Here is a 26,140-nt window from a genome sequence, read left to right as displayed (position 1 = left end):
ACAATGGCAAAAACAACAGGAAATACCCCTGTTCAAAAAAATGAACAATTGACTATTACAATTGAAGATATTACCCATGAAGGAAGCGGCGTAGGAAAAGTGGACGGCTATCCTTTGTTTATTCCAAAGACCTTACCGGAAGAAGAAGCCGTTATTAAAGTGGTTAAAGCAAATAAAAAATATGGATTTGGAAAGCTGTTAGAGCTGAAGAAAACAAGCCCGGAACGTGTGAATCCAACCTGCCATGTATATTGTGGAGGCTGTCAGCTCCAGCATATGAGCTATGCCCTTCAATTACAAATGAAACAGAATCAGGTCCATAATGTGATGAAAAAAGTAGCCCATCTGGAGCATGTCCCCGTGCATCCAATCATTGGGATGGAAGATCCTTCTCATTACCGAAATAAGATACAAATTCCTGTCGATGAAAAAAACGGTGAATTAATTACAGGCTACTATCAGAAAAGAAGCCACCGGATTCTGCAGAATCAGGACACCTGCCATGTGCATAGTCACGCAATGAATGAGGTGCTCCCATTTGTTCGACACTTAATGAATAAATATGGTGTTCAAGCTTATAATGAAGAAACACATCGAGGCGAACTGCGTCATATTATGATACGGACAGGCCATTTTACAGGAGAAATGATGGTTGTTTTTGTAACGCGTACAGCCAAGCTTCCCGGCAAAGAGCGAATCATCGAAGAACTGACAAAGAAGTTTCCATTTATCCGTTCGATTGTGCAGAATATCAATGACCAGCGCACGAATGTGATTTTAGGGAAGAAGACAAACGTATTGTGGGGAGCAGCTTATATCCACGATACAATAGGCGATTTAACCTTTGCGATTTCGCCAAAGTCCTTTTATCAAGTGAATCCTGTTCAGACGAAGGTGCTTTATGATAAAGCTTTGGAGTATGCAGCTATTGATAAAAATGATGTAGTGATCGATGCATATTGCGGCATAGGAACAATCTCGCTCTTCCTTGCCCAAAAAGCAAAAAAAGTATATGGAATCGAGGTTGTTCCAGAAGCCATTGAAGATGCAAAGAAAAATGCAGCATATAATGGAATAGATAACGCGGAGTTTACCGTTGGACAGGCTGAAAAAGTGATGCCTAAGTGGAAGAAGGAAGGCTTAGATCCAGATGTGATTGTTGTCGATCCTCCGAGAAAGGGTTGTGATCCGGAATTTTTGGATGCGATGATGGAGATGAAGCCGAAGCGGATTGTTTATGTTTCCTGTAATCCTTCGACACTGGCAAGGGATTTGCGTATTTTAGAGGACGGCGGTTATGAGACGAAGGAAGTACAGCCGGTGGATATGTTTCCGAATACGGGGCATGTGGAGGTTATAGTTTCGATACAACGGAAGAATACGTCGAAATCCTTAGTATGACAGTGTTTCACAAGCATTACCAATTTATACCTGATGGTCAAAATGGGCGAAAAAAAGTGCTAAAACATCATGTTGACGTTTCAGTGGGAATCAATCTGGTATATGGAGACACAACAAAATAAAAATTCCATAATAAGTAAGTTTAAAAATTTTAGGCGTTCAGAAAAATGAACGTCTATTTTTTTATGTCAAAATTGGAAATTTATTTTGAGAATTTATTGATTTTCTTATAAAAAATGAACCTCTAATAAATGAAATAAAGGTTGTGATTGATATGAAACTTCTTACGTTAGGAAGTTTATTTGATGGAATCGGTGTATTTCCTTTAGCTGCTTCTTTTTATGGAGTGAAACCTGTTTGGGCAAGTGAAGTTGAGAAGGCACCAATTGCAATTACGAAACGTCATTTTCCTAATATGCTTCATCTTGGAGATATTACAAAAATAGATGGTGGAGAAATACCACCTGTTCATATCATTACCTTTGGTTCTCCTTGTCAGGATTTATCTAACATTGGTAAGCGAGAAGGCCTTGCTGGAAGTAAATCCAACTTATTTTATCAAGCATTACGAATTATTGAAGAAATGAGGTGTGCAACGAATGGTGTCTATCCAGTTATCGCTGTTTGGGAAAACGTCATGGGAGCTTTTTCATCAAATAACAGGATGGATTTTAAAGCCGTGCTGGAATCTTTCACAGGTTCCAAAATTCCAATGCCTACTTCTGGAGGATGGGCAAACGCCGGAATGGTTCGAGGGAACAACGTTGATGTCTGTTGGCGATTGTTGGACGCCCGATATTGGGGAAAGCCCACTCTCGCTCAAAGAAGAAGACGTATCTTCCTCGTGGCAGATTTTAGAGGAAACCGTGCCAAAGAAATATTATTTAAAGCCCGTGATTTGCAATCGTTTCCTGCGTCTTGCGGAAAAAACAGGCTGTCCTCCGCCGGCTCCTGTGGAATACCTGTTAAAGAAACAAGGAGGAACATACCCATCATCCGACCCTTTCAAGAAAGACGTATGCGAAGTGCCGCAAAAGAAAAAAACGAAACAGGATTCATTGGAAGTTTCGGAAAGACAGATGACCCTTTTCCAACAATGCTAGCTGGTTCCGTTAATCTTTTTTCGTTTTGGTATGAAGGGAAAGAAAAAGAAGGTTTTATTCGGCAGCTTACTCCATTGGAATGTGAACGTTTGATGGGATTGCCCGAAGGCTGGACAGCTTTTGGAGAACAAGAAAAAGCAATCAGCGATTATGCCAGATATAAAGCACTTGGAAATTCAATTGCTGTACCATGTGCCGAATATATTATGGCTGGTGTTGCAGAAAGTTTATAGATAATTAATTTCTTAGCTTGTTGGATTATGGTCATCTGACATGCTTTTTTAATGGATAAAGACGCAGGAAAGGAGAAGGAACATGATGTCTTTGAAAGAGGAAGAAATATACGAAGATAAGGTCATGGAATGGATTGATGACCATTTTGTGCTGAATGAGGTTGAGATTGAAGAGTATCCGTTTTTTCTTCATGGAAAATTAGTGCGTGATAAAAAAGGGGAATCCATGATTGTTTTTTGGTGTGTAATATACGGACGTGTTGATTATCGTTTTTAATTATAAAAGGAGAATGATTATGAATATCACAACTTTTATTTGTGTACTTGATGATAATGTAAAGGCAGAAATAGAAAAGGATTTAAGAGCAGCAGGTCATTCAGAAGAAGATGTACAAAGAGGATTGGATAGCCGTCTTTGCGATTTAGAAGACACAATAGATATTCAAAAATATAAAGAAATGCTTCAAGATAGTTAATTTATGTAGCTTAAAGATTCTTTTATAGAATTCTTTCTGTATAAAAAGAATACAGAGAACAAGTATTTGGTTAAGAAAATGAAGTGACAGGAGGTCATTTGATATGATTATTTATTATTCACGTTCTCCTCCGCTTTTATCGTTTTTGTTATGTATTTAAGAAATAAAATAATAAAGAAAAGAGGTCATTATTATGGAACTAAAATATGTCATCCCAAATATGGAGAAAACATTTGGAAACTTAGAATATGCAGGAGAAGGAAAAGTAGAACAACGACGGATTAATGGACGTATGACAACATTATCCCGCAGTTATAATCTGTATTCCGATATTCAACGGGCAGATGATATTGAGGTTGTTCTCCCGAATGAAGCTGGGGAAAAATTCTTTGAACATGAGGACAAAGTAAAACTGGTGAATGCACGTATTACCGCAGAAGGCTATAAAATCGGTGATCGTGGTTTTACAAATTATATACTACATGCTGACAACATCGTCAAAGCATAACATAGTCAACATATAAGGAGGAATATCACATGAGATTAGCACAAGGAATTGTGATTGATAAGGAAAAAACATTTGGGGTATTGAAATTTTCTGCTTTACGACGCGAAGTGTTCCTTCAAAATGAAGATGGTACTGTTTCTACAGAGGTAAAGGAACGCACGTATGATTTAAAGTCCAGGGAACAAGGACGCATGATACAAGTAAGTCTTCCTGCTTCTGTTCCATTAAAAGAGTTTGATTATAATGCAGAAGTAGAAATTATGAACCCTATTGCGGATACGGTCGCCAATGCTACCTTTCGTGGTGCGGATGTCGATTGGTATATAAAAGCCGATGACATCGTGTTAAAAGGAAAAGCAACTTCAACTATTGGAGAAAAACCATCAAAAACACCACCTAATAAGGATAAATAAGAATGAAACCTTTCAAAAAACGAGGGAAACGTATTAGAGAAAAAGACGCTTCTCTCGTTTTTCAATTTGTGTTTATATCGCTGGTTGGTATATGGCTTCTATTCTTCCTCCCTTTTCACTTATCTTTTTTATTGTCTACAACATGGGAACTTGAAGAACTACAAGCACATTTTATTAGCAAGTATGGATTAGTGGCGTTGTGTATTAGTCTCGTTTTAACGGCAGCTTGTGCTTTTGTTTATTATCGTTATTGCTATAACCACTTCAAACAGCTTATTCATCGTCAAAAACTTGCTAAAATGGTTTTAGAAAACAGCTGGTACGAAACAAAACAAGTCACGCAAGAGAGCTTCTTTAAGGATATCCCATCTAATAAATCAAAGGAGAAAATCAGTCATTTTCCGAAAATCTATTATCGGTTTGAAAAGGGTTTGTTTTACATTCAAGTAGAGATTACACTTGGCAAGTTTCAAGAACCATTATTAAATTTAGAAACCAAACTGGAAAGCGGTTTGTATTGTGAATTGGTATCGAAGGAATTACGTGATTCCTACGTGGAGTACACGCTTTTCTATGATATGATTGCGAACCGCATTTCCATTGATGAGGTTATCGCACAGGATGGAAGTTTAAAATTAATGGAGTCTTTTTATTGGGAGTATGATAAGTTACCGCATATGTTGATCGCTGGCGGTACAGGTGGCGGAAAAAGCTATTTTATTCTGACACTGATTGAAGCTCTACTCAAAACAGACGCAAAACTATATATCCTAGATCCTAAAAATGCTGATTTGGCAGACTTAGCTACCGTTATGCCTGACGTGTACTACAAAAAGGAAGATATGACAGCTTGTATTGATCAGTTCTATGAAGACATGATGAAACGGAACGAAGAAATGAAGCAAATGCCAAATTATAAGACTGGTGAAAACTATGCCTATTTAGGCTTGCCAGCCCGTTTTTTAATCTTTGACGAGTACACCTCATTTATGGAAATGGTCGGGAAAGAAAGCGTCAAAGTCATGAGTAAACTGAAACAGATTGTTATGTTGGGTAGGCAGTCAGGCTTCTTCTTAATTCTTGCTTGTCAAAGACCAGACGCAAAATACCTTGGGGATGGGATTCGTGACCAATTTAATTTCAGGGTAGGTTTAGGGCGTATATCAGAACTGGGGTACGGAATGCTTTTTGGGTCAGATGTGCAAAAGCAATTTTTTCTTAAACAAATCAAAGGACGCGGCTATGTAGATAAAGGAGATAATGTGATCTCTGAATTTTACACACCATTTGTCCCTAAAGGACATGACTTCCTAAAAGAAATAGGTAAACTCACAAACTAAAGGCTGCCCAGTGCGGCGCCGTGCGAAGCGAAAGGCGCTGTGCTGGGTTAAGCCTGCGTGGCGACAGCCACGCTTTAACCCCCCTTATCTAACAGGGGGGTAGAAAAACAATTGAAAACTGTTCCAAAAGCCAATAAAGCCTGATGGCACAACGGTTAGGGATATATCACAAAGATGTCAGCTTTTAAGTCAAAGTTGACATCTTTTTTTTAGTTAGGAGGAATGCAAGTGTATCAAATGCCTTGGTATCACGTATTAAGAGAAAAGAGATTGGAATATGGCGTATCCCAAAATAAATTGGCGATACACGTTGGGATTTCAAGACAATATCTAAGTGAAATTGAGACAGGAAAAGTGACACCTTCAGAAGCTATTCAAACTACTTTGTTTGATATTTTAGAACAGTTTAACCCAGAAGCACCTTTGGAGATATTATTTGACTATGTGCGAATTCGATTTTTAACAACGAATCCTACACCAGTGATTGAAGATATTTTGCAGTTAAAAAAGAGTTATATGCTTCATGAAGATTTTGCTTTTTACTCGTACTTTGAGCAATATGTCTATGGAGATATTGTGGTAATGGTATCTCCTGACGAGGACAAAGGATGTCTGCTTGAACTAAAAGGGAAAGGTTGTCGTCAATTTGAAAATTTCCTTTTAGCCCAACAACGCACATGGTTTGATTTTTTTATGGAAGTGTTTCGTGTGGGTGGTGTCTTTAAGCGAATTGACCTTGCCATTAATGATAAGACAGGAATTTTGGATATCCCCTTTCTCACTCAAAAATGCAGAAATGAAGAATGTGTCACGGTATTTCGCAATTTTAAAAGCTATCGTTCGGGTGAACTAGTTCATGCAGAAGATAAACCTGACATGGGTCATACCTTATATATCGGTTCGTTAAAAAGCGACGTATATTTTAGTATCTATGAAAAAGATTATGAGCAGTATGTGAAATTTGGTACGTCTATCGAGGACACCGAGGTGAAAAATCGTTTTGAAATTCGACTTAAAAATGATCGAGCCTACCATGCGATTGTTGACTTAATGACTTATGAGGACGCAGGAAAAACCGCCTTCTCCATCATTAACCGTTACATTCGTTTTGTAGATAAGGATGAGAAAAAACGGCGGAGCAGTTGGAAAATGAATGCAGATTGGCAACGCTTTTTGGATTTAGGTGTGAATCGAAAAATTTCTTTAACGACAAAACCAGAACCGTACACATTTGATAAAACGTTGAGATGGTTAGCTCATCAGGTTGCTCCTACTTGGAAGTTAGCAACAGAAGTGGATGAAATCAATCAAACCACTGTCATCAAAGATATGTTAGCACAAGCAGAGTTATCGGACCGTCATCAAAAGATACTTTTGCAACAAACTGTTCCTGTAGAGAAAGCGATTCGCCTTCCGTCCACTAAAAATGATGAAAAATAGAAAGGAGACAGTCAAATGAATTTCGGGCAGAATATTTATAACTGGTTTTTGGACAACGCACAATCCTTAGTGTTAATGGCTATTGTTGTGATTGGCATTTATTTAGGATTTAAGCGTGAGTTTTCCAAATTGATAGGTTTTCTGATTATTGCTCTCGTTGCTGTTGGACTAGTCTTTAACGCTTCAGGTGTAAAAGATGTGTTATTAAACCTATTTAACAGGATAATAGGGGCTTAAATTGTACCGTTTGTCTGTGGAAGATAAGTGCTTTCCTTATGTTCTGCAGACAAATGGTGATCCAAGCGGTAGCGCGGAAGGGATAAATAAGTTTATGTGATGTACCAGTAAACACCTTGCTGGTGCTTTTTTTATGATTCTTTTTTAGAAAAGAGGTGAATTTCCATGAGAATGCAAGTTTTTATTGTGAATCTTGATAGATATAAGGAGGATCAAATCAGAGGATCTTGGTTTGAACCACCTATTGATTTGGAGGAAATGAAAGAACGTATAGGTTTGGACGGGGAATACAAAGAATATGCCATTTTTGATTATGATTTACCCTTTGAAATAGACGAATCCACACCTGTTTCTGAAATCAATCGTTTATGCGGAATGGTGCAAGAAATGGAAGGTTCCCCCTTATACGACGCTCTTCCCGAAGTACAAAAACATTGGTTTAATAGCTTAGAAGAATTACTTGAAAATCAGTATAAAATCCTTTATTACCCTGATTGTACCGATTTAATAGATATAGCGAAATTTTGGATGGAAGAATCAGGTATAACCCGTCTATTTGCAGAAGTCCCTTTTAATCTTGAAGACTATATTGATTATCAAGCTATTGGGCGAGATTTTGAGATTCATGGCAATTTTCTTGTGACTGCCAATGGTATATTTGAATATCTAAAATAAATGGAAAAGCAGCTTGTACTAACAGGCTGTTTTTCTTTTGTTAGGAGGCTTTAAAACATGGAAATGCAAGTGTATATAGCAAACCTCGGAAAATATAATGAAGGAGAAACGGTTGGTGCTTGGTTTACGCCACCTATTGATGTAGAGGAAGTAAAAGAACGAATTGGGTTAAACGGTGAATATGAAGAATACGCCATACACGACTTTGAATTGCCGTTTGAAATCCATGAGTACACGCCGATTTCCGAAATCAATCGTTTATGTGAAATGGTACAGGAAATTGAAGGCACTCCCTTGTATGACGCTCTCTCCGAAATACAGAGTTATTGGTTTAATAGCGTCGAAGAATTATTGGAACATCAAGATGCTATTGAATGTTACTCTGATTGTGAAAGTATGGAAGATGTAGCTCGGTATTATATAGAGGAAACTGGAATGCTTAGTGGTGTAGATCCCAGTTTACAATACTATTTTGATTACAGTTCATACGGACGTGATCTTGAAATCAATGGTGATTTTCTTGTTACCTCCCATGGAATCTTTGAATATAAGCAATAAATAGAAAGGCAGCTTGTTTAGACACAGGCTGCTTTTTTCTTTGGAAAGGATGTTAAGACGTGAAAAAATTAAAGAGCTACACACGAATTTGGTCGGTGGAAAAAGTCATTTATGCGATCAACGATTTTCGTTTGCCCTTTCCTGTCACTTTTTCGCAGATGACTTGGTTTGTGCTTTCTCTTTTGGCCGTTATGTTACTTGGAAACCTTCCTCCCCTCTCTTTGATTGATGGAGTACTATTAAAATATGTTGGTGTTCCAGTAGCGTTGACATGGTTTATGAGTAAAAAGAGCTTTGACGGCAAAAAACCTTATGGTTTCCTAAAGTCTGTTATCACGTATTGGTTTCGCCCTAAAGTGACCTATGCAAACAAGCCAGTCAAATTTAAAAAACAATCGGTCAATGAAACCATTACAGCGGTAAGGGGGAAAATCGTATGAGTTATCCAATTAAATATATCGAAAATAACCTTGTTTTTAATCATGATGGAGAAGCATTTGCTTATTACGAATTATTGCCATACAACTATTCCTTCTTATCTGAAGATGAAAAAATGCAAGTACACGAACACTTTCGTCAACTCATTGCCCAAAATCAAGATGGAAAAATCCATGCCTTACAGATAAGCACCGAGAGCAGTATTCGTTCGGTACAAGAACGAAGTAAAGAACTTGTAACAGGAAGGCTGCAAGAAGCAGCTTACAATCGAATTGACGATCAAACAGAAGCCCTTGTTTCCATGATTGGAGAACATCAAGTCGATTATCGTTTCTTTATTGGATTTAAGCTTTTGTTGAATGAAGAAGAAGTCAGTATGAAATCGATGGGAGAATCAGTAACGGCGTCTCTCTCAACCTTTGTTCGAGACGTGAATCATCATTTAATGGGTGATTTTGTTTCTATGCCACATAGTGAAGTTGCTCGTTTTCTAAAAATGGAACAATTATTACAAAATAAAATCACTAAGCGTTTTAAGGTTCGGCCTTTAACGAAAAATGACATGGGGTATTTAATCGAACACTTACACGGACAAACGGGTATTGCCTTTGAAGATTACAGTTATAACCTCTCTTATGAGAAAGGTGAAAAAGAAACTTACGTCAAACGTTATGACCTCATTAAACCCACACGCTGTCTGATTACAGAAAAACAGCGTTACATCAAGTTGGAACAGGAAGATACAACAACTTATGTTGCTTACTTTACCATTAATTCCATTGTTGGTGATTTGGAATTTCCCAGTGATGAAATCTTTTACTATCAGCAACAACAATTCACGTTTCCAATCGACACCTCTATGCATGTCGAGATAGTCACCAATAAAAAAGCATTATCAACCGTACGCAATAAGAAAAAGGAATTAAAGGATTTAGATAACCATGCGATGGATTCAGATAATGAAACGGGAAATAACGTGTTGGAAGCTTTGGAACAAGTCAATGAATTAGAGGATGTCCTCGATCAGACGAAAGAATCCATGTATAAGTTAAGCTATGTCATTCGGGTATCTGCTTCTAGTTTGGATGAACTCAAACAACGCTGTAATGAAGTCAAAGATTTTTATGATGACTTAAATGTAAAACTTGTTCGCCCATTTGGCGATATGTTGGGTTTACATGGTGAATTTATTCCTGCCAGTAAACGCTATATCTCCGACTATGTACAGTATGTCACTTCGGATTTTTTAGCTGGCCTTGGATTTGGTGCAACGCAAATGTTAGGAGAAAATGAAGGCATTTATTTTGGGTACAACTTAGATACGGGAAGAAATGTCTATCTCAATCCTAGTCTCGCTAGTCAAGGTGTAAAAGGCTCTGTCACGAACGCTTTGGCCTCTGCTTTTTTAGGTTCACTTGGTGGTGGAAAATCGTTCTCCAATAACTTACTGGTATACTATGCCGTTCTTTTTGGTGGTCAAGCATTGGTTGTCGACCCTAAGGGCGAACGTGGCGGCTGGAAAGAAGCTTTACCTGATATTGCTGATGAAATTAATATCGTTAATTTAACCAGTGAAGAAAGCAATCAAGGGCTGCTTGACCCGTTTGTCATTATGAAAAATAAGAAGGATTCGGAAAGTTTAGCGATTGATATTCTTACCTTCTTAACGGGTATTTCCAGTCGGGATGGTGATAAGTTTCCTGTCTTACGACGAGCTATTCGAGCAATCGGTCAACAAGAGGAACGCGGCTTAATGCTGGTGATTCATGAACTAAGGAGTGATCCAAATCCGCTTGCTTCCACTATTGCAGATCATATCGAAAGTTTTACCGATTATGACTTTGCCCACCTTCTCTTTTCAGACGGAACGGTTCAAAATTCTATCAGCTTAGAAAAACAGCTCAATATTATACAGGTGGCAGATTTAGTATTGCCTGACGCGGAAACCAACTTTGAAGAATACACGACAATGGAATTGTTGAGTGTCGCCATGTTAATTATTATTTCTACATTTGCCTTAGACTTCATTCACTCTGATCGCAGTATTTTTAAAATTGTAGATGTTGATGAGGCCTGGAGCTTTTTACAAGTGGCACAAGGGAAAACACTTTCTAATAAACTGGTACGTGCTGGCCGCTCCATGAATGCAGGTGTGTACTTTGTTACCCAGAACGCTGACGATCTAACAGACGAAAAATTGAAGAATAATATTGGTGTGAAATTTGCGTTTCGTTCCAGGGATAGTACAGAAATTAAAAAAACGCTGCAATTTTTTGGCGTGGACGCGGAAGATGAAGCCAATCAACGTCGATTAAGAGAATTGGAAAATGGACAATGCCTTATGCAAGATTTATATGGACGAGTTGGGATTATTCAGGTTCATCCTGTGTTTGAAGATTTATTTGACGCTTTCGACACTCGACCACCTGTCCTAGAAAGGCAGTGATAAGATGAACAAACCAAAACTGAAAAAGATTGTATGGATGACGGTACTCATTGGTGCGGTCATTTTTTTATTGTTTCTTTCCCTGTTTACTGTAACACAGGCTGCTGGATTAGTTGATGATACGGTATCAGAGGACAATCTTTATTCCTTGTATCCACTCGACCATTATCAGTTAGATTTTTTTGTGGATTCGGGGTGGGATTGGCTGCCGTGGAATTGGGATGATGGAATCGGAAAACAAGTCATGTACGGACTGTACACGATCACCAATTTTATTTGGATTATCAATTTATATCTTTCCAATGCCACTGGTTATTTAGTACAACAAGCGTATTCTCTTGATTTTATTTCTGAAACAGCAACCGCCATCGGACAGAATATGCAAACATTGGCTGGAGTTACTGCACAAGGTTTTGGAACAGAAGGTTTTTATGTTGGTTTCCTTCTTCTCTTTGTATTGATTGTTGGAATTTATGTTACCTATACAGGTCTCATGAAACGAGAAACAACAAAGGCTTTTCGTGCTATTTTGAATTTCCTAGTGGTGTTTATCGTATCAGCGGCTTTTATTGCGTTTGCCCCAACCTATATTACAAAAATTAATGATTTTTCCGCAGATGTAAGTGAAGCAGCACTTGACTTAGGTACAAACATTCTTATGCCTAACTCCAACAGTCAAGGAAGTGATAGTGACGATATGATTCGAAATAACCTTTTTTCCATTCAAGTGGAGCAACCATGGTTATTATTGCAGTTTGATAACTCGGACAAAGAAGCGATTGGAGAAGAACGAGTGGACGCTTTAGTTTCCATCAGTCCTGATACAAACAATGGAGAAGATCGAGAAGCAGCCGTGCAAGCAGAAATTGAGGATCACGATAATAAAAATTTGACCATTACCAAAACGACTACTCGCTTAGGGATGGTTTTTTTCTTGTTTATATTTAATATCGGGATTTCCATATTTGTATTTCTTTTATCGGGGATGATGATTTTCTCCCAACTTCTATTTATTGTGTTTGCGACATTTCTACCTATTAGTTTTCTGCTTTCCATGATACCGACTTTTGAAAACATGGGTAAACAGGCCATTTTAAAACTGTTTAACGTGATTATGCTGCGTGCTGGAATCACACTCGTGATAACGATAGCTTTTAGTATTTCGTCCATGCTGTATAGCTTAACCAGCTCCTATCCGTTTTTCTTAATTGCTTTTCTGCAAATTGTGACTTTTGCAGGGATTTATATGAAGCTTGGCGACATCATGAGTATGTTTCGTTTACAAAGCAGCGACACCCAACAAGTTGGACGGAGCGTTATGCGTCGCCCGAAACAGATGGCCTATCGCAGTGGTCGAAGGTTACAACGTTCCATTAGTCGTACGTTAACAGGTGTAACGGCTGGAGCAACCGTTGGCAAAATGATGAGTAAATCAGGAAAAACACAACATTCTTTCTCTCTCCGTCGACCTATACAAAGTCTGCACTCTATGCGGTCAAACAAAACAGAGAAACCTAATCAGGAGCGAAAATCATTTAGTCAAAAGATCGGACAAACCACTGGAAAAGTGTTAGACACGAAAAATCGTGTACGAGCGAATATCAACCACAGAAAACAGCAAGTCAAAGATTTACCAACCACAACGAAATACGCTTTGGCTCAAGGAAAAGAAAAAATTCAACGGCCAGGCAAGGATTTTAAACAAGGAGTGTCACAAGCCAAAGAGCAGCGACAACGTGAAAACACCGAACGCACAAGTAAACATCGAAAGACGATTGCGGAAAGACGACAAGCTTTGGATAAAAAGAAGAAAAATATCACTGCTTACTCCAATAAGCCTACGGTACAAAAGAATTCTCCTTCCTCATTCACAAAAGAGAAACAGAAAATGAAGCCGAAAGAAAGTCTGAATCCTGAAAGTCATAAAAGAAAACAAGTGCCTGTGCAAAAAGAAAAAATTCAAAGATTACAGAATCAAAATAGAAAAGTGAATCAGCCTTATCAAGTATCCACAAAAAGAAAGAAGCAAAGTCAAAGAACACACCCTACCCGACTGCCGAAACAAACATCGAAAGGAAAAGAACAACAGGTGATTAAGCGACCTGTCCTTCCTAGAAAACGAACACGTCAAAAAGTGAAACCTCCACGCCAGAGACAAACCGTTAGGAGGAAAAAATCATGACATTCTTAAAGCTTAAAATCATGCTGATTATCGGTGGGATAGGTTTCTTGGCATTCTTAGGATTACTTGCCTTTGTTGCTATCTTTATTTCCGATGAAGCAGGAGATTTTGATTCTTCCATGGATTTAGGTTCACCAAATGATTGGCAAAATGTATCTCTATCCAAAGATGTGCTGGCTCATCAACCAATGGTGGAAAAATACGCAAATGAATATGGAATCAGCGACTATGTGCCGATTTTACTTGCGATTATTGCTGTTGAAAGTGGTGGTAATGCCGAGGATGTTATGCAATCAAGTGAATCATTAGGATTACCACCGAACACGTTAGATACGGAAGCTTCTATTAAACAGGGAACGAAATACCTTGCGAACTTATTGCAGTCAGCAGATACAAAAGGTGTCGATGATTCGACCGTACTTCAAGCTTATAACTATGGCGGGGCTTTTATTGATTATGTGGCAGGACGAGGAAACTCTTACACTTTTGATCTAGCTGAAAGCTTTGCGAAAGAGCGATCAGGAGGAAAGAAAGTCAGCTACTCTAACCCCATTGCGATAGAGAAAAACGGTGGTTGGAGGTACGGCTATGGCAATATGTTTTATTTAGATTTACTTCAACCTTATCTTCGTGAAACGCCGTCCTTTGATGATGATACCTTTCGACTGGTGATGGAAGAAGCCTTAAAATATGAGGGTTTCCCATATGTTTTTGGTGGGGCTCATCCTGATACTTCATTTGATTGTAGTGGACTTATACAATGGATTTTCCGTGAAGCAGGAATTAATTTACCTCGTACCGCTCAAGAACAGTATGAAGCTACAGAACACATCCCTCTATCAGAAGCAAAGCCAGGAGATTTAGTATTTTTCCATTCGACTTACAACACCGCCAACTACATTACGCATAATGGAATTTATGTTGGAAACAATCAAATGTTCCATGCGGGGAATCCGATCGGTTATGCGGATTTAACATCTTCTTACTGGCAAGAACATCTAGTAGGTGCTGGACGTATCAAAAACTAAGGAAAGGTTGGGATAACATGAAGCTGCCTTTTAGTATAAAAGAAAAGCAAAAAAACCCGAAGAAAACGAAAAAGATAAAAGTAAGAACGATTGGGAAACGAAAAAAATCCGTGTTGTTTTTATGGATATTGCTTCTTAGTAGTCTTGCGTTTGGGATCTACAAAAACTTTACAGCGATTGACCAGCATACGATCCATGAAAGAGAAATTATAGAAAGCCGTATTCAAGATACAACTGCCATTGAAAGTTTTACAAGAAACTTTGTAACAGACTACTATTCTTGGGAAAATGAAACTGAAGCATTGGAAGAACGAACCGAAAAATTGAAAGATTATTTAACCGAAGAATTGCAAGCTTTAAATAGTGATATGATTCGAGAGGATATTCCTACTAGTTCTACTGTAAAAGATATAAATATTTGGTCAATAACGGAAGAAACAGAAAATACGTTTTCCGTCATTTATTCCGTACAGCAAGAAATCATGGAAGATAAAGACAGCTCATTAACAAGTTCAACTTATCGTATTGTACTCTATCAAGATGAACAAAAGAATCTGGTCATTACGCAAAACCCTACTCTGTGGAATAAGCCCGAAAAATCTAATTTTACACCAGAACAAGTGGAAAGTGATGGAACGGTAGAATCAGAAACGGCAGAAGAAGTCATGGAGTTTTTAGTGACGTTCTTTTCCTCTTACCCAACAGCAACGAATCAAGAACTTGCTTATTATGTGAAGAACAATGCCTTACCAGCCATTGAAAAAGATTATACGTTTTCTGAGCTTGTAAATCCAGTATTTCAAGAACAAGATAATCAAATTAAAGTATGGGTTACTGTAAAGTATTTGGATAATACCACAAAAGCAACACAACTTTCACAATATGACCTCACATTAGAGAAAGATTCTAACTGGATGGTTGTTGAATAAGAAGATTTTTAGCCGGAAAGTATAAAGAATCACTACCTGTTCAATCTACAATAAATAGGTGATGATTGCCATTTGTTATTATCAGATTTAAATGCTCACCATGAAGTTTAGTGAATGGATAGTTTTTTAACACTAAATTGTTGTCTATAGATTATAGAGTGTGGTTATATCAAAATCTCCTTAAGTGCTGACTTTATACTAGAGGGCACAGTATAATTGATTAAACATTTTTTCACAATGTATGATTAAAAAATAGTAAGGATTTGATGTTATTTAAAAAAACAGAAAGGAATCTACTTGCTCATCAGTTAAATCGAAAGTTATATTTTGCAGAAATAGAAGAAAAATTAATTAAAGTCACCTATTGCCTAATGGCAGATGATCTATATACGGTAGATCATGCTATTCCTGAATTAATTAAGATAATTGACCAATTAGAACTAGAAAAACGGGCAATAATGAATGAAATTGGACGATTAGAGGATTCTGATGGTCGAGCATAGTAATATAGAAATAAAAGAAATTTTGTATAAAGAGTATGAAAAAATGTATAAGCGATCATCACTTGCTCTGTTTGGTACTAGACAAGTGGTGATCGCTTTATACAACCAAATTTCATATATTTTCTTAACATCTTAATTACTTAAAATCAATGATTTATTCTAATGTAAATAAATATGCCATTTGTGAGGAGTCATAAAGCAAATTATCAATACTTATTTTGGTTGGGTAGGAAACTCATATTCCAAGATTTAATAATTGAAAGAAATTTATCCTTCATGATATTCAAATAAATACTTGAATGATTAGAAGAAAAGGACTATACTATAATCAAATAAACATTTGAATGTAATGGAGTGAAGAAAATGAGTAATAAAGATATGTGTGAAATTTTTTGTTATGACGAAGAAAAAGTCAATCGAATACAAGAAGATTTGCTACAACATGATATTTATAGTATTTCTCGATTATTTAAAATACTTGCAGATGAAAATAGAGCAAAGATTTCCTATGCTCTATGTCAAGAGGACGAGTTATGTGTATGTGACATCGCCAACATTATTGGTTCTTCGATAGCTACAGCTTCTCATCATTTACGAACTCTTCATAAACAAGAAATTGTGACATATCGCAAGGAAGGAAAATTAGCATTTTATTCATTGGAGAATGAACAAATTAAACAATTAATGGCCATTACGCTGGTTCAGAAGAAGGAAGTGGAAGCAAATGTCTGAATCATTACCGAAAGAAACAATGAGCACTTATCGTGTGCAAGGGTTTAGTTGTGCAAGCTGTGCCCAAACCTTTGAAGATAACGTAAAAGCATTAGAAGGTGTACAAGAGGCCAAAGTAAACTTTGGAGCCTCTAAAATTTCCGTTTACGGGGAAGCAACAACAGAGGATCTAGAAAAAGCAGGAGCTTTTGAAAATCTTAAGGTGACTGCTGAATATGGAGGGAAAGACCCAAAAAGTGAAGAGCTTGATAAGGAGGAAAAAATTCCATTTTATAAAAAACATAGTACATTACTGTACTCGACCTTATTTATGGCTTTCGGTTTCCTTTCTATGTTTGTAAACGGAAATGAAAATATCGTTACAGCATTGTTATTTATCACATCTATGTTAGTAGGCGGATTATCGCTGTTTAGAGTGGGTTTGCAAAACTTAATTCGATTCCAGTTTGACATGAGAACCCTCATGACAGTTGCTGTAATCGGTGGTGTCATTATTGGGGAATGGGCGGAGGTTGCCATTGTCGTTATACTCTTTGCTATTAGTGAAGCGCTGGAACGGTTTTCCATGGATAGAGCAAGGCAATCCATCCATTCATTAATGGATATTGCACCAAAGGAAGCTATTGTCAGACGGAATGGACAAGAAATAACTATTCATGTAAATGATATTGCAATTGGGGATATTATGCTTGTTAAACCAGGGCAAAAAATTGCTATGGATGGTGTCATTGTAAATGGATATTCGTCTATTAACCAAGCAGCGATAACAGGCGAATCGGTTCCTGTTGAAAAAGCCGTTGACGATGAAGTATTTGCAGGAACGCTTAATGAAGAAGGGCTGCTTGAGGTCAAAATTACAAAGCTTGTTGAAGACACAACGATATCAAAAATTATCCATTTAGTGGAGGAAGCGCAAGGAGAACGTGCGCCGTCTCAAGCTTTTGTGGATAAATTTGCTAAATATTATACGCCAAGCATTATGGTTATTGCAGCATTAGTAGCTATCGTGCCGCCTTTATTCTTTGATGGAAGTTGGGGGAACTGGGTGTACCTAGGTCTAGCCACGCTGGTTGTTGGATGTCCTTGTGCGTTGGTTATTTCGACTCCCATTTCGATTGTTTCAGCAATCGGCAATGCTGCAAAAAAAGGTGTTCTGGTCAAAGGCGGTGTCTACTTAGAAGAAATAGGCGGATTAAAAGCCATTGCATTTGATAAAACAGGAACACTCACGAAAGGCGTTCCCGTTGTAACAGATTTTAACTTATTAAATAAACAGGTAGAAGAGAAAGAGCTGCTTTCCATCATTACAGCGCTTGAATACCGTTCGCAACACCCTCTTGCTTCAGCAATTATGAAAAAAGCAGAGCAAGAAAATATCCCGTACTCAGATATAAGTGTAACAGACTTTTCTTCTATTACAGGCCGGGGTATAAAAGGAATTGTAAAAGGAACAACCTATTATATAGGAAGCCCAAAACTCTTCAAGGAATTATTTGTTCCTGATTTTAGCCAAGATTTTGAAGATAAGGTTAAAAATCTTCAAAATCAAGGGAAAACGGCCATGATTATTGGAACGGAAGAAAATATACTTGCCGTTATTGCAGTTGCTGATGAAGTACGTGAAACCAGCAAACATGTGATTCAAAAGTTACATCAGTTAGGTCTCAAAAAGACAATTATGTTGACTGGTGATAATAAAGGTACTGCTGATGCAATCGGTACACACGTAGGCGTATCTGATATTCAAGCAGAATTAATGCCGCAGGATAAATTGGACTATATTAAACAATTGAGAGCGGAGTATGGTAATGTAGCCATGGTTGGTGATGGTGTCAATGATGCCCCAGCATTAGCAGCTTCTTCAGTTGGAATAGCAATGGGCGGTGCTGGTACAGATACAGCACTTGAAACGGCAGATGTTGCTCTTATGGGTGATGATTTAAGAAAGCTTCCGTTTACTGTTAAACTCAGTCGTAAAACACTAAATATCATCAAAGCGAACATTACCTTTGCTATTGCTATTAAAATAGTGGCCTTACTGTTGGTTATTCCGGGTTGGTTAACTCTGTGGATTGCCATTCTATCTGATATGGGAGCAACCCTTTTAGTTGCTTTAAATGGATTGAGGCTTATGAGGGTAAAAGAATAAAATGAACAGAGCTCTCTATACATCGGGAGCCCTTCAAGATTATATTTAAAATTAAGCGGGTGCATGCTAATGGGTACAACAGTCTTATCTGCTATTGTAGTTTATATAGCGACAGGAATTGATTATTTAATTATTTTAATGCTTTTGTTTACGCAGTCAGTTAAACAAAAGCAAACAAAGCATATCATTGTAGGGCAATATTTAGGTACAGCAATCATTATATTGATAAGTTTGTTGGCAGCTTTCGGTGCAAACTTTATTCCACAACAGTGGGTTATAGGCTTGCTTGGACTATTACCAATATATTTAGGTATAAAAGTATGGCTTAAGGGTGAGGAAGATTCAGATGAGAGCAACATTTTATCTCTTTTATCATCTGAACGATTTAATCAACTATTTCTAACTGTCACCTTTATTGTATTAGCTTCTAGTGCTGATGACTTTTCCATTTATATTCCGTATTTTACAACATTAAATATAGTTGAAATTGCAGTTGTCAGTCTCGTCTTTTTCATCATGGTGGGGGTCTTATGTTATGTCAGCTATCAAATGGCATCTATGAAATATATCTCAGAGAAAATTGAGAAATATGAACGCTGGATTGTCCCGATTGTTTTCATAGGTTTAGGGATTTATATTATGATGGAGAATGGCACCTTCAGCGCATTATTTTCGATTTTCTCAAATTAGAAGATAAAAATATTTCTTATAGGGAGATATTCAATGGAATATGAAGTTATTGTAATTGGTGGAGGGCAAGCAGGGTTAGCTATGGGATATTCGCTAAAACAGAAAAATGTAAGTTTTATAATTATTGATGAGAATGAGCAAACGGGCATTTCTTGGCGAAAACGTTATGATTCATTACGCTTATTTACTCCTAGGAATTACAGCCAATTACATGGGTTTCATGTTCGAGGAGATCCAAAAGGCTTTCCAGATAAAAATGAAATGGCAGATTACTTAAACGTATTTAGAATAAAGAATGACTTGCCGATAGTTCATAATGAAAAAGTCATAAAACTATCAAAAAATGGGGAGAAAAAGTTCTCAGTAATCACTCAAAGTAAAACGTATAAAGCTAAACAAATAGTTGTTGCCACTGGAGCTTTTTACAATCCTTTTGTTCCAAACATTCATGATGGTACAGCAAGTTTTGATATCCATGCTTCTAAATATCGTAACCCTTCCCAAATACCTAAAGGTAATGTTTTAATCATAGGTGCAGGTAATACAGGCGTTCAAATTGCGGCGGAATTAAATAAAACACATCAGGTTACATTGTCCCAAAGTAAACCAATGAAAAGTGTTCCTCAGGTTATTGCTGGAAGAAGTCTCTTTTGGTGGTTAGAAAAATTCCGAATTGGTCGGGCAAAGCCAAATTCTTTTATAGGAAAAATATTAAGGGAAAGAGAGCCGTTAATAGGAAATGACTATAAAACGGTTAAAAAAAATGTAGAAATCGTAGGCAGGCTAATAGAAATTAAAGAAGGTAAGGCATGCTTTAATAATGGTATATCTAAACAGGTTCAAAATGTGATATGGGCAACTGGTTATCGCAATGATTATTCATGGATACAAATCGAAGGAGCTTTAAGTAGTCACGGGAGACCGTTACACTGTTTTGGTGTTACTAATGTAGTTGGATTGTATTTCATAGGGCTAAGCTGGCAGAGTAAAAGAAGCTCAGCCCTTCTATATGGTGTTAGTGATGATGCAAAATATATAGCTGAAAAAATTCAGCAGCAAGAAATGTAAAAGCAAAAACTATCGAGATATTATTATGAGCAAATTAAGGAAACTTTCATTATAGTTAAATTTGCTATTAATTATAACATGTATATATAGGCAGTAACTTAAGGTCAGTAAAAGCTATAGATTTGAATAGATGTAAAGAAAATTACATATATCTATAATCACACCTAAAACGTCATCTGTCGGTAAATACCGTTCAAATGACGTTTTAAGTGTGATTATCTAATGAGAAATCAAGTGATTTAATGTGAACTTTCTTTGCTATCGGTTCTCTCTTTTTATGCAATTTAATAAATAGAAAGATGAGATAAGAAAATATAGAACCTCGAAAGGAGATTATTCTTACATTAAACTAAAGAACATTTACTTTACTAGTTTTCTAATTCTCAATAAACTTTGAGATACTATCGCCAATACTGGTAATTCTATTAAGGGACCAATTATAAGTGCAAGAGCAATTAGTGGTTGGTCTGGGAAAGCTGTTACTACTATTGCTAAAGCAACAGGTGAATTTCTTGCAATAGTTGTCATATTTAAACTTACTGTATCTTCATAGCTAAACTTAAATACTTTTCCTACCGTTTGAGCAACAAAAAAGTTTATTATGAAAAATAGTAAAAGTGGAATAAGGATTAAAAAGATCACTTCCAAATTATTTATTAAATAATAGCCTTGCGAGGCAAACATTGCTACAATAGCTAAACACAAAAATACAATTTGTGATAAGGAAAAAAATGGAATTAATTTCTTTTCTAAGAATGCCTTCTTCTTATTAAATAAATAACGTGTTATATTGGCTAGTAAAAATGGGACAAATAAGACAAAGATGATACTTTCTATTATAGTGGATAACCCAACTGTCTCCATTGTGCCTGCAAAAATGAATAAATAAGCCGGCAGCAACATAACTTGCAAAATTAAGTTAACTGGTAATACCGATGTGGAAAGAGACATATTCCCTCTCGCAATGGATGTAAAGATTAAATACCAATCTGTACATGGAGTAACAAGAAATAAAATAAAACCGAGCCATAAAGCTGGATGATCAGATAAAAAAATTGCTCCTAATCCCCATGCTAACATTGGTGTCCATACAAAATTAAGTACAGTACTTGTACCTAAGAATTTTACGTTTTTTAAAGCAGCTTTAAGGTTTTGTAATGGAATAGTTAAAAATAACCCATACAGCATGAATAATAAAAATGGAAGAATAAAAGTTTCTGCATTCTTTTCAAAGATACTATACTGTCCTAAAAATAGTCCTACTCCTACAGCTATCAAAATCACTACGGATTGAAATTTTTCAATAAAATTCATATAATAATCTCCTTCACATAATGGAGGTAGATGTGCACAACCGACCTTTTGTTTTAACTGTACATGAACTTTTAAAATATAGCATTATAGATATTGACTCCGAATTTAGAAGGAGAGATTGAATTGAACAAGGAACAATGGAAAGCAATCAAAAATAACGATGAAAAATATGATGGTATGTTTTATTATGCCTTATCGACAACCAAAACAGTGTGTCGTCCTTCTTGTACAGCTAGAACTCCTAACCCAAAACATGTCATTATCTATAAAGATTTAAATTCAGCTATTAACGAAGGATTCAGACCTTGTACTAGATGTAAGTCAAATCAAATGGATTGGCTAGGATATAAAGAGGAAATCACAAAAGATGTACTGAAATATATACAAGAACACTATAAAGAAAAGATAACTTTAAAATTGCTAGGTAATATTTTGAATAAAAATCCCTACTATATACAACGTAGTTTTAAAGAAATAAAGGGAAAAACTCCCTTAAATTATATACACGAACTAAGAATGGAAGAAGCCAAAAGGTTATTTTTCTTTAAAGAATTATCAATAACAGATATTGCCTTAGAAGTTGGGTATAGTGACAGTACTCAATTCTCTGTAAAGTTTAAAAGACATCAGGGAGTCTCGCCAACTAATTATAGAAATTCATTATTGGAAAAACAATAGTAATCAAAACAGACTACATGTTTTTATAGAATTATAAACCTTTATTACAAAACCAATAAATACACTTAAAACGTCATTTGATCGGTATTAACCGACAGATGGCTTTTTTGATGTTAGCTAAAAAATAATAGGAGTGATTTACAATGAACGTTTCTCATTCTCGTCCTCTCCTTGTTCTAGTTTTTTTGTAGCTCTATTAAATGAAAAATAAAATTATGAAGAAAAGAGGTAATCTAGATGTAATTAAAATATGTGATTCCGAACATGGAAAAAAACTTTGGAACTATGGAATTGCAGGAGAAGGTCAGATGAACAAAGTTGCATTAACTTACATATGAAAACATTTTTTCGACGCTATAACCTTTATTGGGATATTTAGCGAGCGGATGATATTGAAGTAAGAAGTTGAAGAACAATTTTTAAAAGCCGAACGAGAAATAAAATTAGTCAATGCACATATTACCGCAGAAGGTTATACAATCGAAGATCATGGTTTTACAAATTACATTTTACATGCTATGGCAACTTGATTATGTTAAACTTTAACCTATTAAAGTTCAATTAATAAAATTTACTTGCATTTTGCAAATAAATATTGTATAACAAATAAAAGAGGTGATTTAAATATGGAAAATACTCGTGACCTTTTTCAAATGATAACACGTCGATTTGGTCTTTTGAATAAAAATTGTTGTTCAGCAGATGGACTTGATATCTCATTAATTCAAAGCCATATTCTTTATGAAATCAATCGTCAACTCGCTCCGTCTGTCCAAGAAGTTGCAGAAGCCTTAGGGACGGATATTACTACTTTTAGTCGTCAGGTTCAATCTTTAATAAAAATGAATTTAGTTAATAAGACACCAAGTCTAAATGATCGCCGTATTCATACGCTTGAGTTAACGGCGGAAGGAACGAATATAGCTGAAATCATTGACGAACAGATAAATACTTATTTAGAAGAAATATTTGCCCATATGACTGATTTTGAAAAAGAAACGGTGCTTCGCTCTATTCAGCTACTTAATAATACAATGGGTAAAATTGGTTCTTGCTGTGCTCCTGCTCCAAGATAGATAAATTTATAAAAAAATAATGCTTGCATTTTGCAAATAAAAGGAGGAACAAAATGATTTATGACTCTATCATCATTGGTGGAGGACAGGCTGGCCTTGCGTCGGGGTATTACTTAACAAAATACGGATTGAATTATTTAATACTTGAGGCAAATACGCAAGCAACTGGTTCATGGTCTTATTATTATGATAGTTTAAAGCTCTTTTCTCCTGCACGTTTATCTTCTTTACCAGGCATGAGAATGAAAAATGACAAGCGAGGTTATCCAACCAAAAAAGATGTTATAAGTTACTTGAACACCTACACCAAACGTTTTAAATTGCCCATCTTAACTAATCAACGGGTTTATGAGGTCAGTCGTAACCAAAAAGGATTTTCTATTGAAACTTCTGACGGAAAATCCTATAAAGCAAAAACGATTATTAATGCTACCGGTTCTTTTCATAATCCTTATTTACCACAAATGAATGGCATGAATACTTTTCGTGGCAATTATCTTCATTCTTCTTCCTATCAAAAGCCTGATCAGTATATTGGTCAAAGAGTAATCGTTGTTGGAAGTGGAAACTCAGCTGTTCAGATTGCTATGGAATTATCAGAAGTGAGTAACACTACACTTGCAGTTCGTAAGTCTGTGCAGTTAGTAAAACAAAAAATATTAGGAATAGATTTACACTATTGGGTGAAGGCAATCGGCTTTGATAAGTTTCCTTTCTGGAGGTTCGGAAAAGCAGTTCCAATTCCTAGCTCAACAGTTGATTTGGCTGGATACAAAGAAAAGTTAGAAGTTGGTAACCCTAATCAAAAAAAGATGTTCGAACGTTTCTATTCTGATGGTGTTGTCTGGTCAGAAGGCAACCAAGAGCCTGTAGACACTGTGATTTTCGCTACAGGATATCGTTCTGATTTTGGATATCTAAAGACAATAGAAAAATTTGATGTGGAGGGAAGACCACTACAGAAAGCTGGTATCAGTCAAAATACTCCCGGACTTTATTATGTTGGACTTGAAGGGCAACGATCTTTTTCTTCTGCGACATTAAGAGGGGGAGGCTCTGATAGTAAGTTCGTAATAAAGCATATAAAACAGAATTTATAAAGAAGATAGGATAACAATGGAGAAATAATTAGTGAAAATTTAGGAGGATGATGAACGTGAAACCTATAGAAATTAAAACAAATTGTTGTCAACCGCAAGAAGAACTACAACAAGTAAGCAATCATCAATATAACAAACATTTACCTATTGCAGTCATTGGTGCTGGACCAGTAGGTCTTGCCGCGACAGCCCATTTAGTTAGTTACGACCAACCTTTTATTTTATTAGAATCCGGCTCTAAAGTGGGAGAGAATATTTTAACATGGGGGCATGTCCAAGTCTTTTCACCTTGGAAATATAATATTGATAAGACGGCATTGAAGCTTCTTAAAAAACAAGATTGGAATGTACCGAATCAAAATGAATTACCTACTGGTAAAGAGTTAGTTGACCAATACTTAAAACCGTTATCGAATACACCAGAAATCAAAAATTCTTTGTTTATGAATACTAAGGTTATTTCCATTAGCCGCAAAAATACAGATAAAATGAAAACAGCTAATCGAGATCAACAACCTTTTGTGATTTATGCAGAACAAGGTAACGAACTGGTACAATTTGAAGCAAGAGCAGTCATAGATGCGACCGGAACTTGGGGAAACCCTAATCCTGCAAATTCAAATGGAATATGGTTAAAAGAAGAGAAAGATATAAAAAATCAAATTTTCTATGGCATTCCAGATATTCTTGGTAAAGATAAGGACCGTTATCTAAACAAACGTGTTGCTGTTGTCGGAAGTGGTCATTCTGCTATTAATTCGTTATTGGAATTAGCAAAATTAAAAGAAGAACATCCTGCAACGGAAATTATATGGATTTTAAGGAAAAACAGCGTAAAAGATGCATTTGGAGGAGAAGAACTGGATGCACTTGAGGCAAGAGGAGCATTAGGAAGTCATATACACAATTTAGTAGATGCAAATACATTTGAAGTAATTACTCCTTTTAGAATTCAACGTATACATGAAAAAGAAGGCAAAATAGAGCTTATAGGAGAATCGAAAGGAGAGTTAACAACGATTTCAGATATAGATGAGATGGTTGTTAATACTGGCAATCGTCCAGACTTCTCCAATTCAAGTGAGCTGAGAACCCGTATTGATACAGCAACAGAAAGTGTTAAAGACCTTGCACCTTTAATTGATCCAAATATACACAGTTGCGGAACAGTACGCCCGCATGGAGAAAAAGAATTGCGACAACCTGAAAAGGATTTTTATATCGTGGGAGCAAAAAGTTATGGTCGGGCACCAACATTCCTAATGGCAACTGGACATGAACAGGTTCGATCCATTGTAGCTTATTTATCGGGGGATTATGAAGCCTCTGAGAAAGTCGAACTGGAATTACCTGAAACTGGTGTATGTAGTACGAATTTAAATGCTGCCAATTCGTGTTGCTGAAATAAAAAACAAAGGGAAAG

At 36.4% G+C, this 26,140-nt stretch carries 27 protein-coding genes; 26 read left to right on the top strand and 1 reads right to left on the bottom strand.

Features of this window, described 5'->3' with window-relative positions; genetic code table 11:
• Positions 1–3 precede the first annotated feature (3 nt).
• The 21 genes from rlmD to ACZSMY_RS08365 all read left to right on the top strand — a co-directional run bounded on the left by rlmD (position 4) and on the right by ACZSMY_RS08365 (position 20,549).
• Positions 4–1,401: a 23S rRNA (uracil(1939)-C(5))-methyltransferase RlmD gene (gene rlmD / locus ACZSMY_RS08465; RefSeq protein ID WP_368901396.1), complete on the top strand. Its 1,398-nt coding sequence runs from the start codon at positions 4–6 to the stop codon at positions 1,399–1,401.
• Positions 1,402–1,675: 274 nt separating this feature from the next.
• Entirely contained in the window at positions 1,676–2,737 is a 1,062-nt protein-coding gene (locus tag ACZSMY_RS08460) for a DNA cytosine methyltransferase (RefSeq protein ID WP_066186241.1), read from the top strand.
• Between the two features lie 82 nt (positions 2,738–2,819).
• Entirely contained in the window at positions 2,820–3,014 is a 195-nt protein-coding gene (locus tag ACZSMY_RS08455) for a hypothetical protein (RefSeq protein ID WP_066186238.1), read from the top strand.
• A gap of 19 nt (positions 3,015–3,033) precedes the next feature.
• Complete coding sequence (locus tag ACZSMY_RS08450; RefSeq protein WP_066186235.1) at positions 3,034–3,213, top strand: hypothetical protein; 180 nt, start codon at positions 3,034–3,036, stop codon at positions 3,211–3,213.
• A 193-nt stretch (positions 3,214–3,406) separates the two neighbouring features.
• Entirely contained in the window at positions 3,407–3,721 is a 315-nt protein-coding gene (locus ACZSMY_RS08445) for a YdcP family protein (protein ID WP_066186233.1), read from the top strand.
• A 29-nt stretch (positions 3,722–3,750) separates the two neighbouring features.
• The gene (locus tag ACZSMY_RS08440) at positions 3,751–4,134 is read left to right on the top strand and encodes a YdcP family protein (RefSeq protein WP_066186230.1); all 384 of its coding nucleotides are present in this window, start codon (positions 3,751–3,753) and stop codon (positions 4,132–4,134) included.
• Between the two features lie 2 nt (positions 4,135–4,136).
• A complete protein-coding gene (locus ACZSMY_RS08435) occupies positions 4,137–5,474 on the top strand; it encodes an FtsK/SpoIIIE domain-containing protein (RefSeq protein WP_130860294.1) in 1,338 nt (445 codons plus the stop codon).
• Between the two features lie 222 nt (positions 5,475–5,696).
• Positions 5,697–6,914: a MobT family relaxase gene (gene mobT / locus ACZSMY_RS08430; protein WP_042533091.1), complete on the top strand. Its 1,218-nt coding sequence runs from the start codon at positions 5,697–5,699 to the stop codon at positions 6,912–6,914.
• Positions 6,915–6,929: 15 nt separating this feature from the next.
• On the top strand, positions 6,930–7,151 hold the full coding sequence (locus ACZSMY_RS08425) for a hypothetical protein (RefSeq protein ID WP_042533092.1): 222 nt from the start codon (positions 6,930–6,932) through the stop codon (positions 7,149–7,151).
• A 165-nt stretch (positions 7,152–7,316) separates the two neighbouring features.
• On the top strand, positions 7,317–7,826 hold the full coding sequence (locus tag ACZSMY_RS08420) for an antirestriction protein ArdA (protein ID WP_042533093.1): 510 nt from the start codon (positions 7,317–7,319) through the stop codon (positions 7,824–7,826).
• Between the two features lie 57 nt (positions 7,827–7,883).
• The gene (locus tag ACZSMY_RS08415) at positions 7,884–8,384 is read left to right on the top strand and encodes an antirestriction protein ArdA (RefSeq protein WP_042533094.1); all 501 of its coding nucleotides are present in this window, start codon (positions 7,884–7,886) and stop codon (positions 8,382–8,384) included.
• Positions 8,385–8,443: 59 nt separating this feature from the next.
• Positions 8,444–8,824 (top strand): conjugal transfer protein, encoded by a 381-nt coding sequence (locus ACZSMY_RS08410; protein WP_042533096.1) that lies wholly within the window; start codon positions 8,444–8,446, stop codon positions 8,822–8,824.
• Complete coding sequence (gene tcpF / locus ACZSMY_RS08405; protein ID WP_042533098.1) at positions 8,821–11,268, top strand: conjugal transfer ATPase TcpF; 2,448 nt, start codon at positions 8,821–8,823, stop codon at positions 11,266–11,268. The genes ACZSMY_RS08410 and tcpF overlap by 4 nt, the downstream gene beginning before the upstream one ends.
• A gap of 4 nt (positions 11,269–11,272) precedes the next feature.
• A complete protein-coding gene (locus tag ACZSMY_RS08400) occupies positions 11,273–13,450 on the top strand; it encodes a CD3337/EF1877 family mobilome membrane protein (protein WP_465147658.1) in 2,178 nt (725 codons plus the stop codon).
• Complete coding sequence (locus ACZSMY_RS08395) at positions 13,447–14,478, top strand: bifunctional lytic transglycosylase/C40 family peptidase (RefSeq protein ID WP_042533103.1); 1,032 nt, start codon at positions 13,447–13,449, stop codon at positions 14,476–14,478. Before ACZSMY_RS08400 ends, ACZSMY_RS08395 begins: the two co-directional genes overlap by 4 nt.
• Before the next feature lie 17 nt (positions 14,479–14,495).
• Positions 14,496–15,407, top strand: coding sequence for a conjugal transfer protein (locus tag ACZSMY_RS08390; RefSeq protein ID WP_042533105.1), 912 nt, complete (start codon positions 14,496–14,498; stop codon positions 15,405–15,407).
• Positions 15,408–15,673: 266 nt separating this feature from the next.
• Entirely contained in the window at positions 15,674–15,910 is a 237-nt protein-coding gene (locus tag ACZSMY_RS08385) for a hypothetical protein (protein WP_042533107.1), read from the top strand.
• A gap of 363 nt (positions 15,911–16,273) precedes the next feature.
• Positions 16,274–16,642, top strand: a complete 369-nt coding sequence (locus tag ACZSMY_RS08380) for an ArsR/SmtB family transcription factor (protein ID WP_042533109.1) — start codon at positions 16,274–16,276, stop codon at positions 16,640–16,642.
• On the top strand, positions 16,635–18,791 hold the full coding sequence (locus ACZSMY_RS08375; RefSeq protein WP_042533111.1) for a heavy metal translocating P-type ATPase: 2,157 nt from the start codon (positions 16,635–16,637) through the stop codon (positions 18,789–18,791). Before ACZSMY_RS08380 ends, ACZSMY_RS08375 begins: the two co-directional genes overlap by 8 nt.
• Before the next feature lie 69 nt (positions 18,792–18,860).
• The gene (locus ACZSMY_RS08370) at positions 18,861–19,481 is read left to right on the top strand and encodes a CadD family cadmium resistance transporter (protein WP_042533113.1); all 621 of its coding nucleotides are present in this window, start codon (positions 18,861–18,863) and stop codon (positions 19,479–19,481) included.
• A gap of 33 nt (positions 19,482–19,514) precedes the next feature.
• The gene (locus ACZSMY_RS08365; RefSeq protein WP_042533115.1) at positions 19,515–20,549 is read left to right on the top strand and encodes a flavin-containing monooxygenase; all 1,035 of its coding nucleotides are present in this window, start codon (positions 19,515–19,517) and stop codon (positions 20,547–20,549) included.
• A 360-nt stretch (positions 20,550–20,909) separates the two neighbouring features.
• On the opposite strand, the gene ACZSMY_RS08360 is transcribed toward ACZSMY_RS08365, so the two are convergent.
• Positions 20,910–21,863, bottom strand: a complete 954-nt coding sequence (locus ACZSMY_RS08360) for an arsenic resistance protein (RefSeq protein ID WP_042533117.1) — start codon at positions 21,861–21,863, stop codon at positions 20,910–20,912.
• A 123-nt stretch (positions 21,864–21,986) separates the two neighbouring features.
• Here ACZSMY_RS08360 and ACZSMY_RS08355 point away from each other — a divergent pair, with 123 nt between their 5' ends.
• The 5 genes from ACZSMY_RS08355 to ACZSMY_RS08335 all read left to right on the top strand — a co-directional run bounded on the left by ACZSMY_RS08355 (position 21,987) and on the right by ACZSMY_RS08335 (position 26,120).
• Positions 21,987–22,541, top strand: coding sequence for an Ada metal-binding domain-containing protein (locus ACZSMY_RS08355; protein WP_078059879.1), 555 nt, complete (start codon positions 21,987–21,989; stop codon positions 22,539–22,541).
• A 437-nt stretch (positions 22,542–22,978) separates the two neighbouring features.
• Entirely contained in the window at positions 22,979–23,071 is a 93-nt protein-coding gene (locus tag ACZSMY_RS08350) for a DUF961 family protein (protein ID WP_434059225.1), read from the top strand.
• Between the two features lie 96 nt (positions 23,072–23,167).
• Complete coding sequence (locus tag ACZSMY_RS08345) at positions 23,168–23,617, top strand: MarR family winged helix-turn-helix transcriptional regulator (protein WP_042533119.1); 450 nt, start codon at positions 23,168–23,170, stop codon at positions 23,615–23,617.
• 53 nt (positions 23,618–23,670) lie between these two features.
• A complete protein-coding gene (locus ACZSMY_RS08340) occupies positions 23,671–24,717 on the top strand; it encodes a flavin-containing monooxygenase (RefSeq protein ID WP_042533120.1) in 1,047 nt (348 codons plus the stop codon).
• A gap of 56 nt (positions 24,718–24,773) precedes the next feature.
• Positions 24,774–26,120 (top strand): NAD(P)-binding domain-containing protein, encoded by a 1,347-nt coding sequence (locus ACZSMY_RS08335; protein WP_235817428.1) that lies wholly within the window; start codon positions 24,774–24,776, stop codon positions 26,118–26,120.
• Positions 26,121–26,140: the final 20 nt, after the last annotated feature.

The sequence above is a fragment of the Oceanobacillus sp. B139/18 genome, assembly GCF_055524595.1.
The sequence above is the reverse complement of the archived record's forward strand: the minus strand, read 5'-3'. Positions and strand labels throughout refer to the sequence as shown.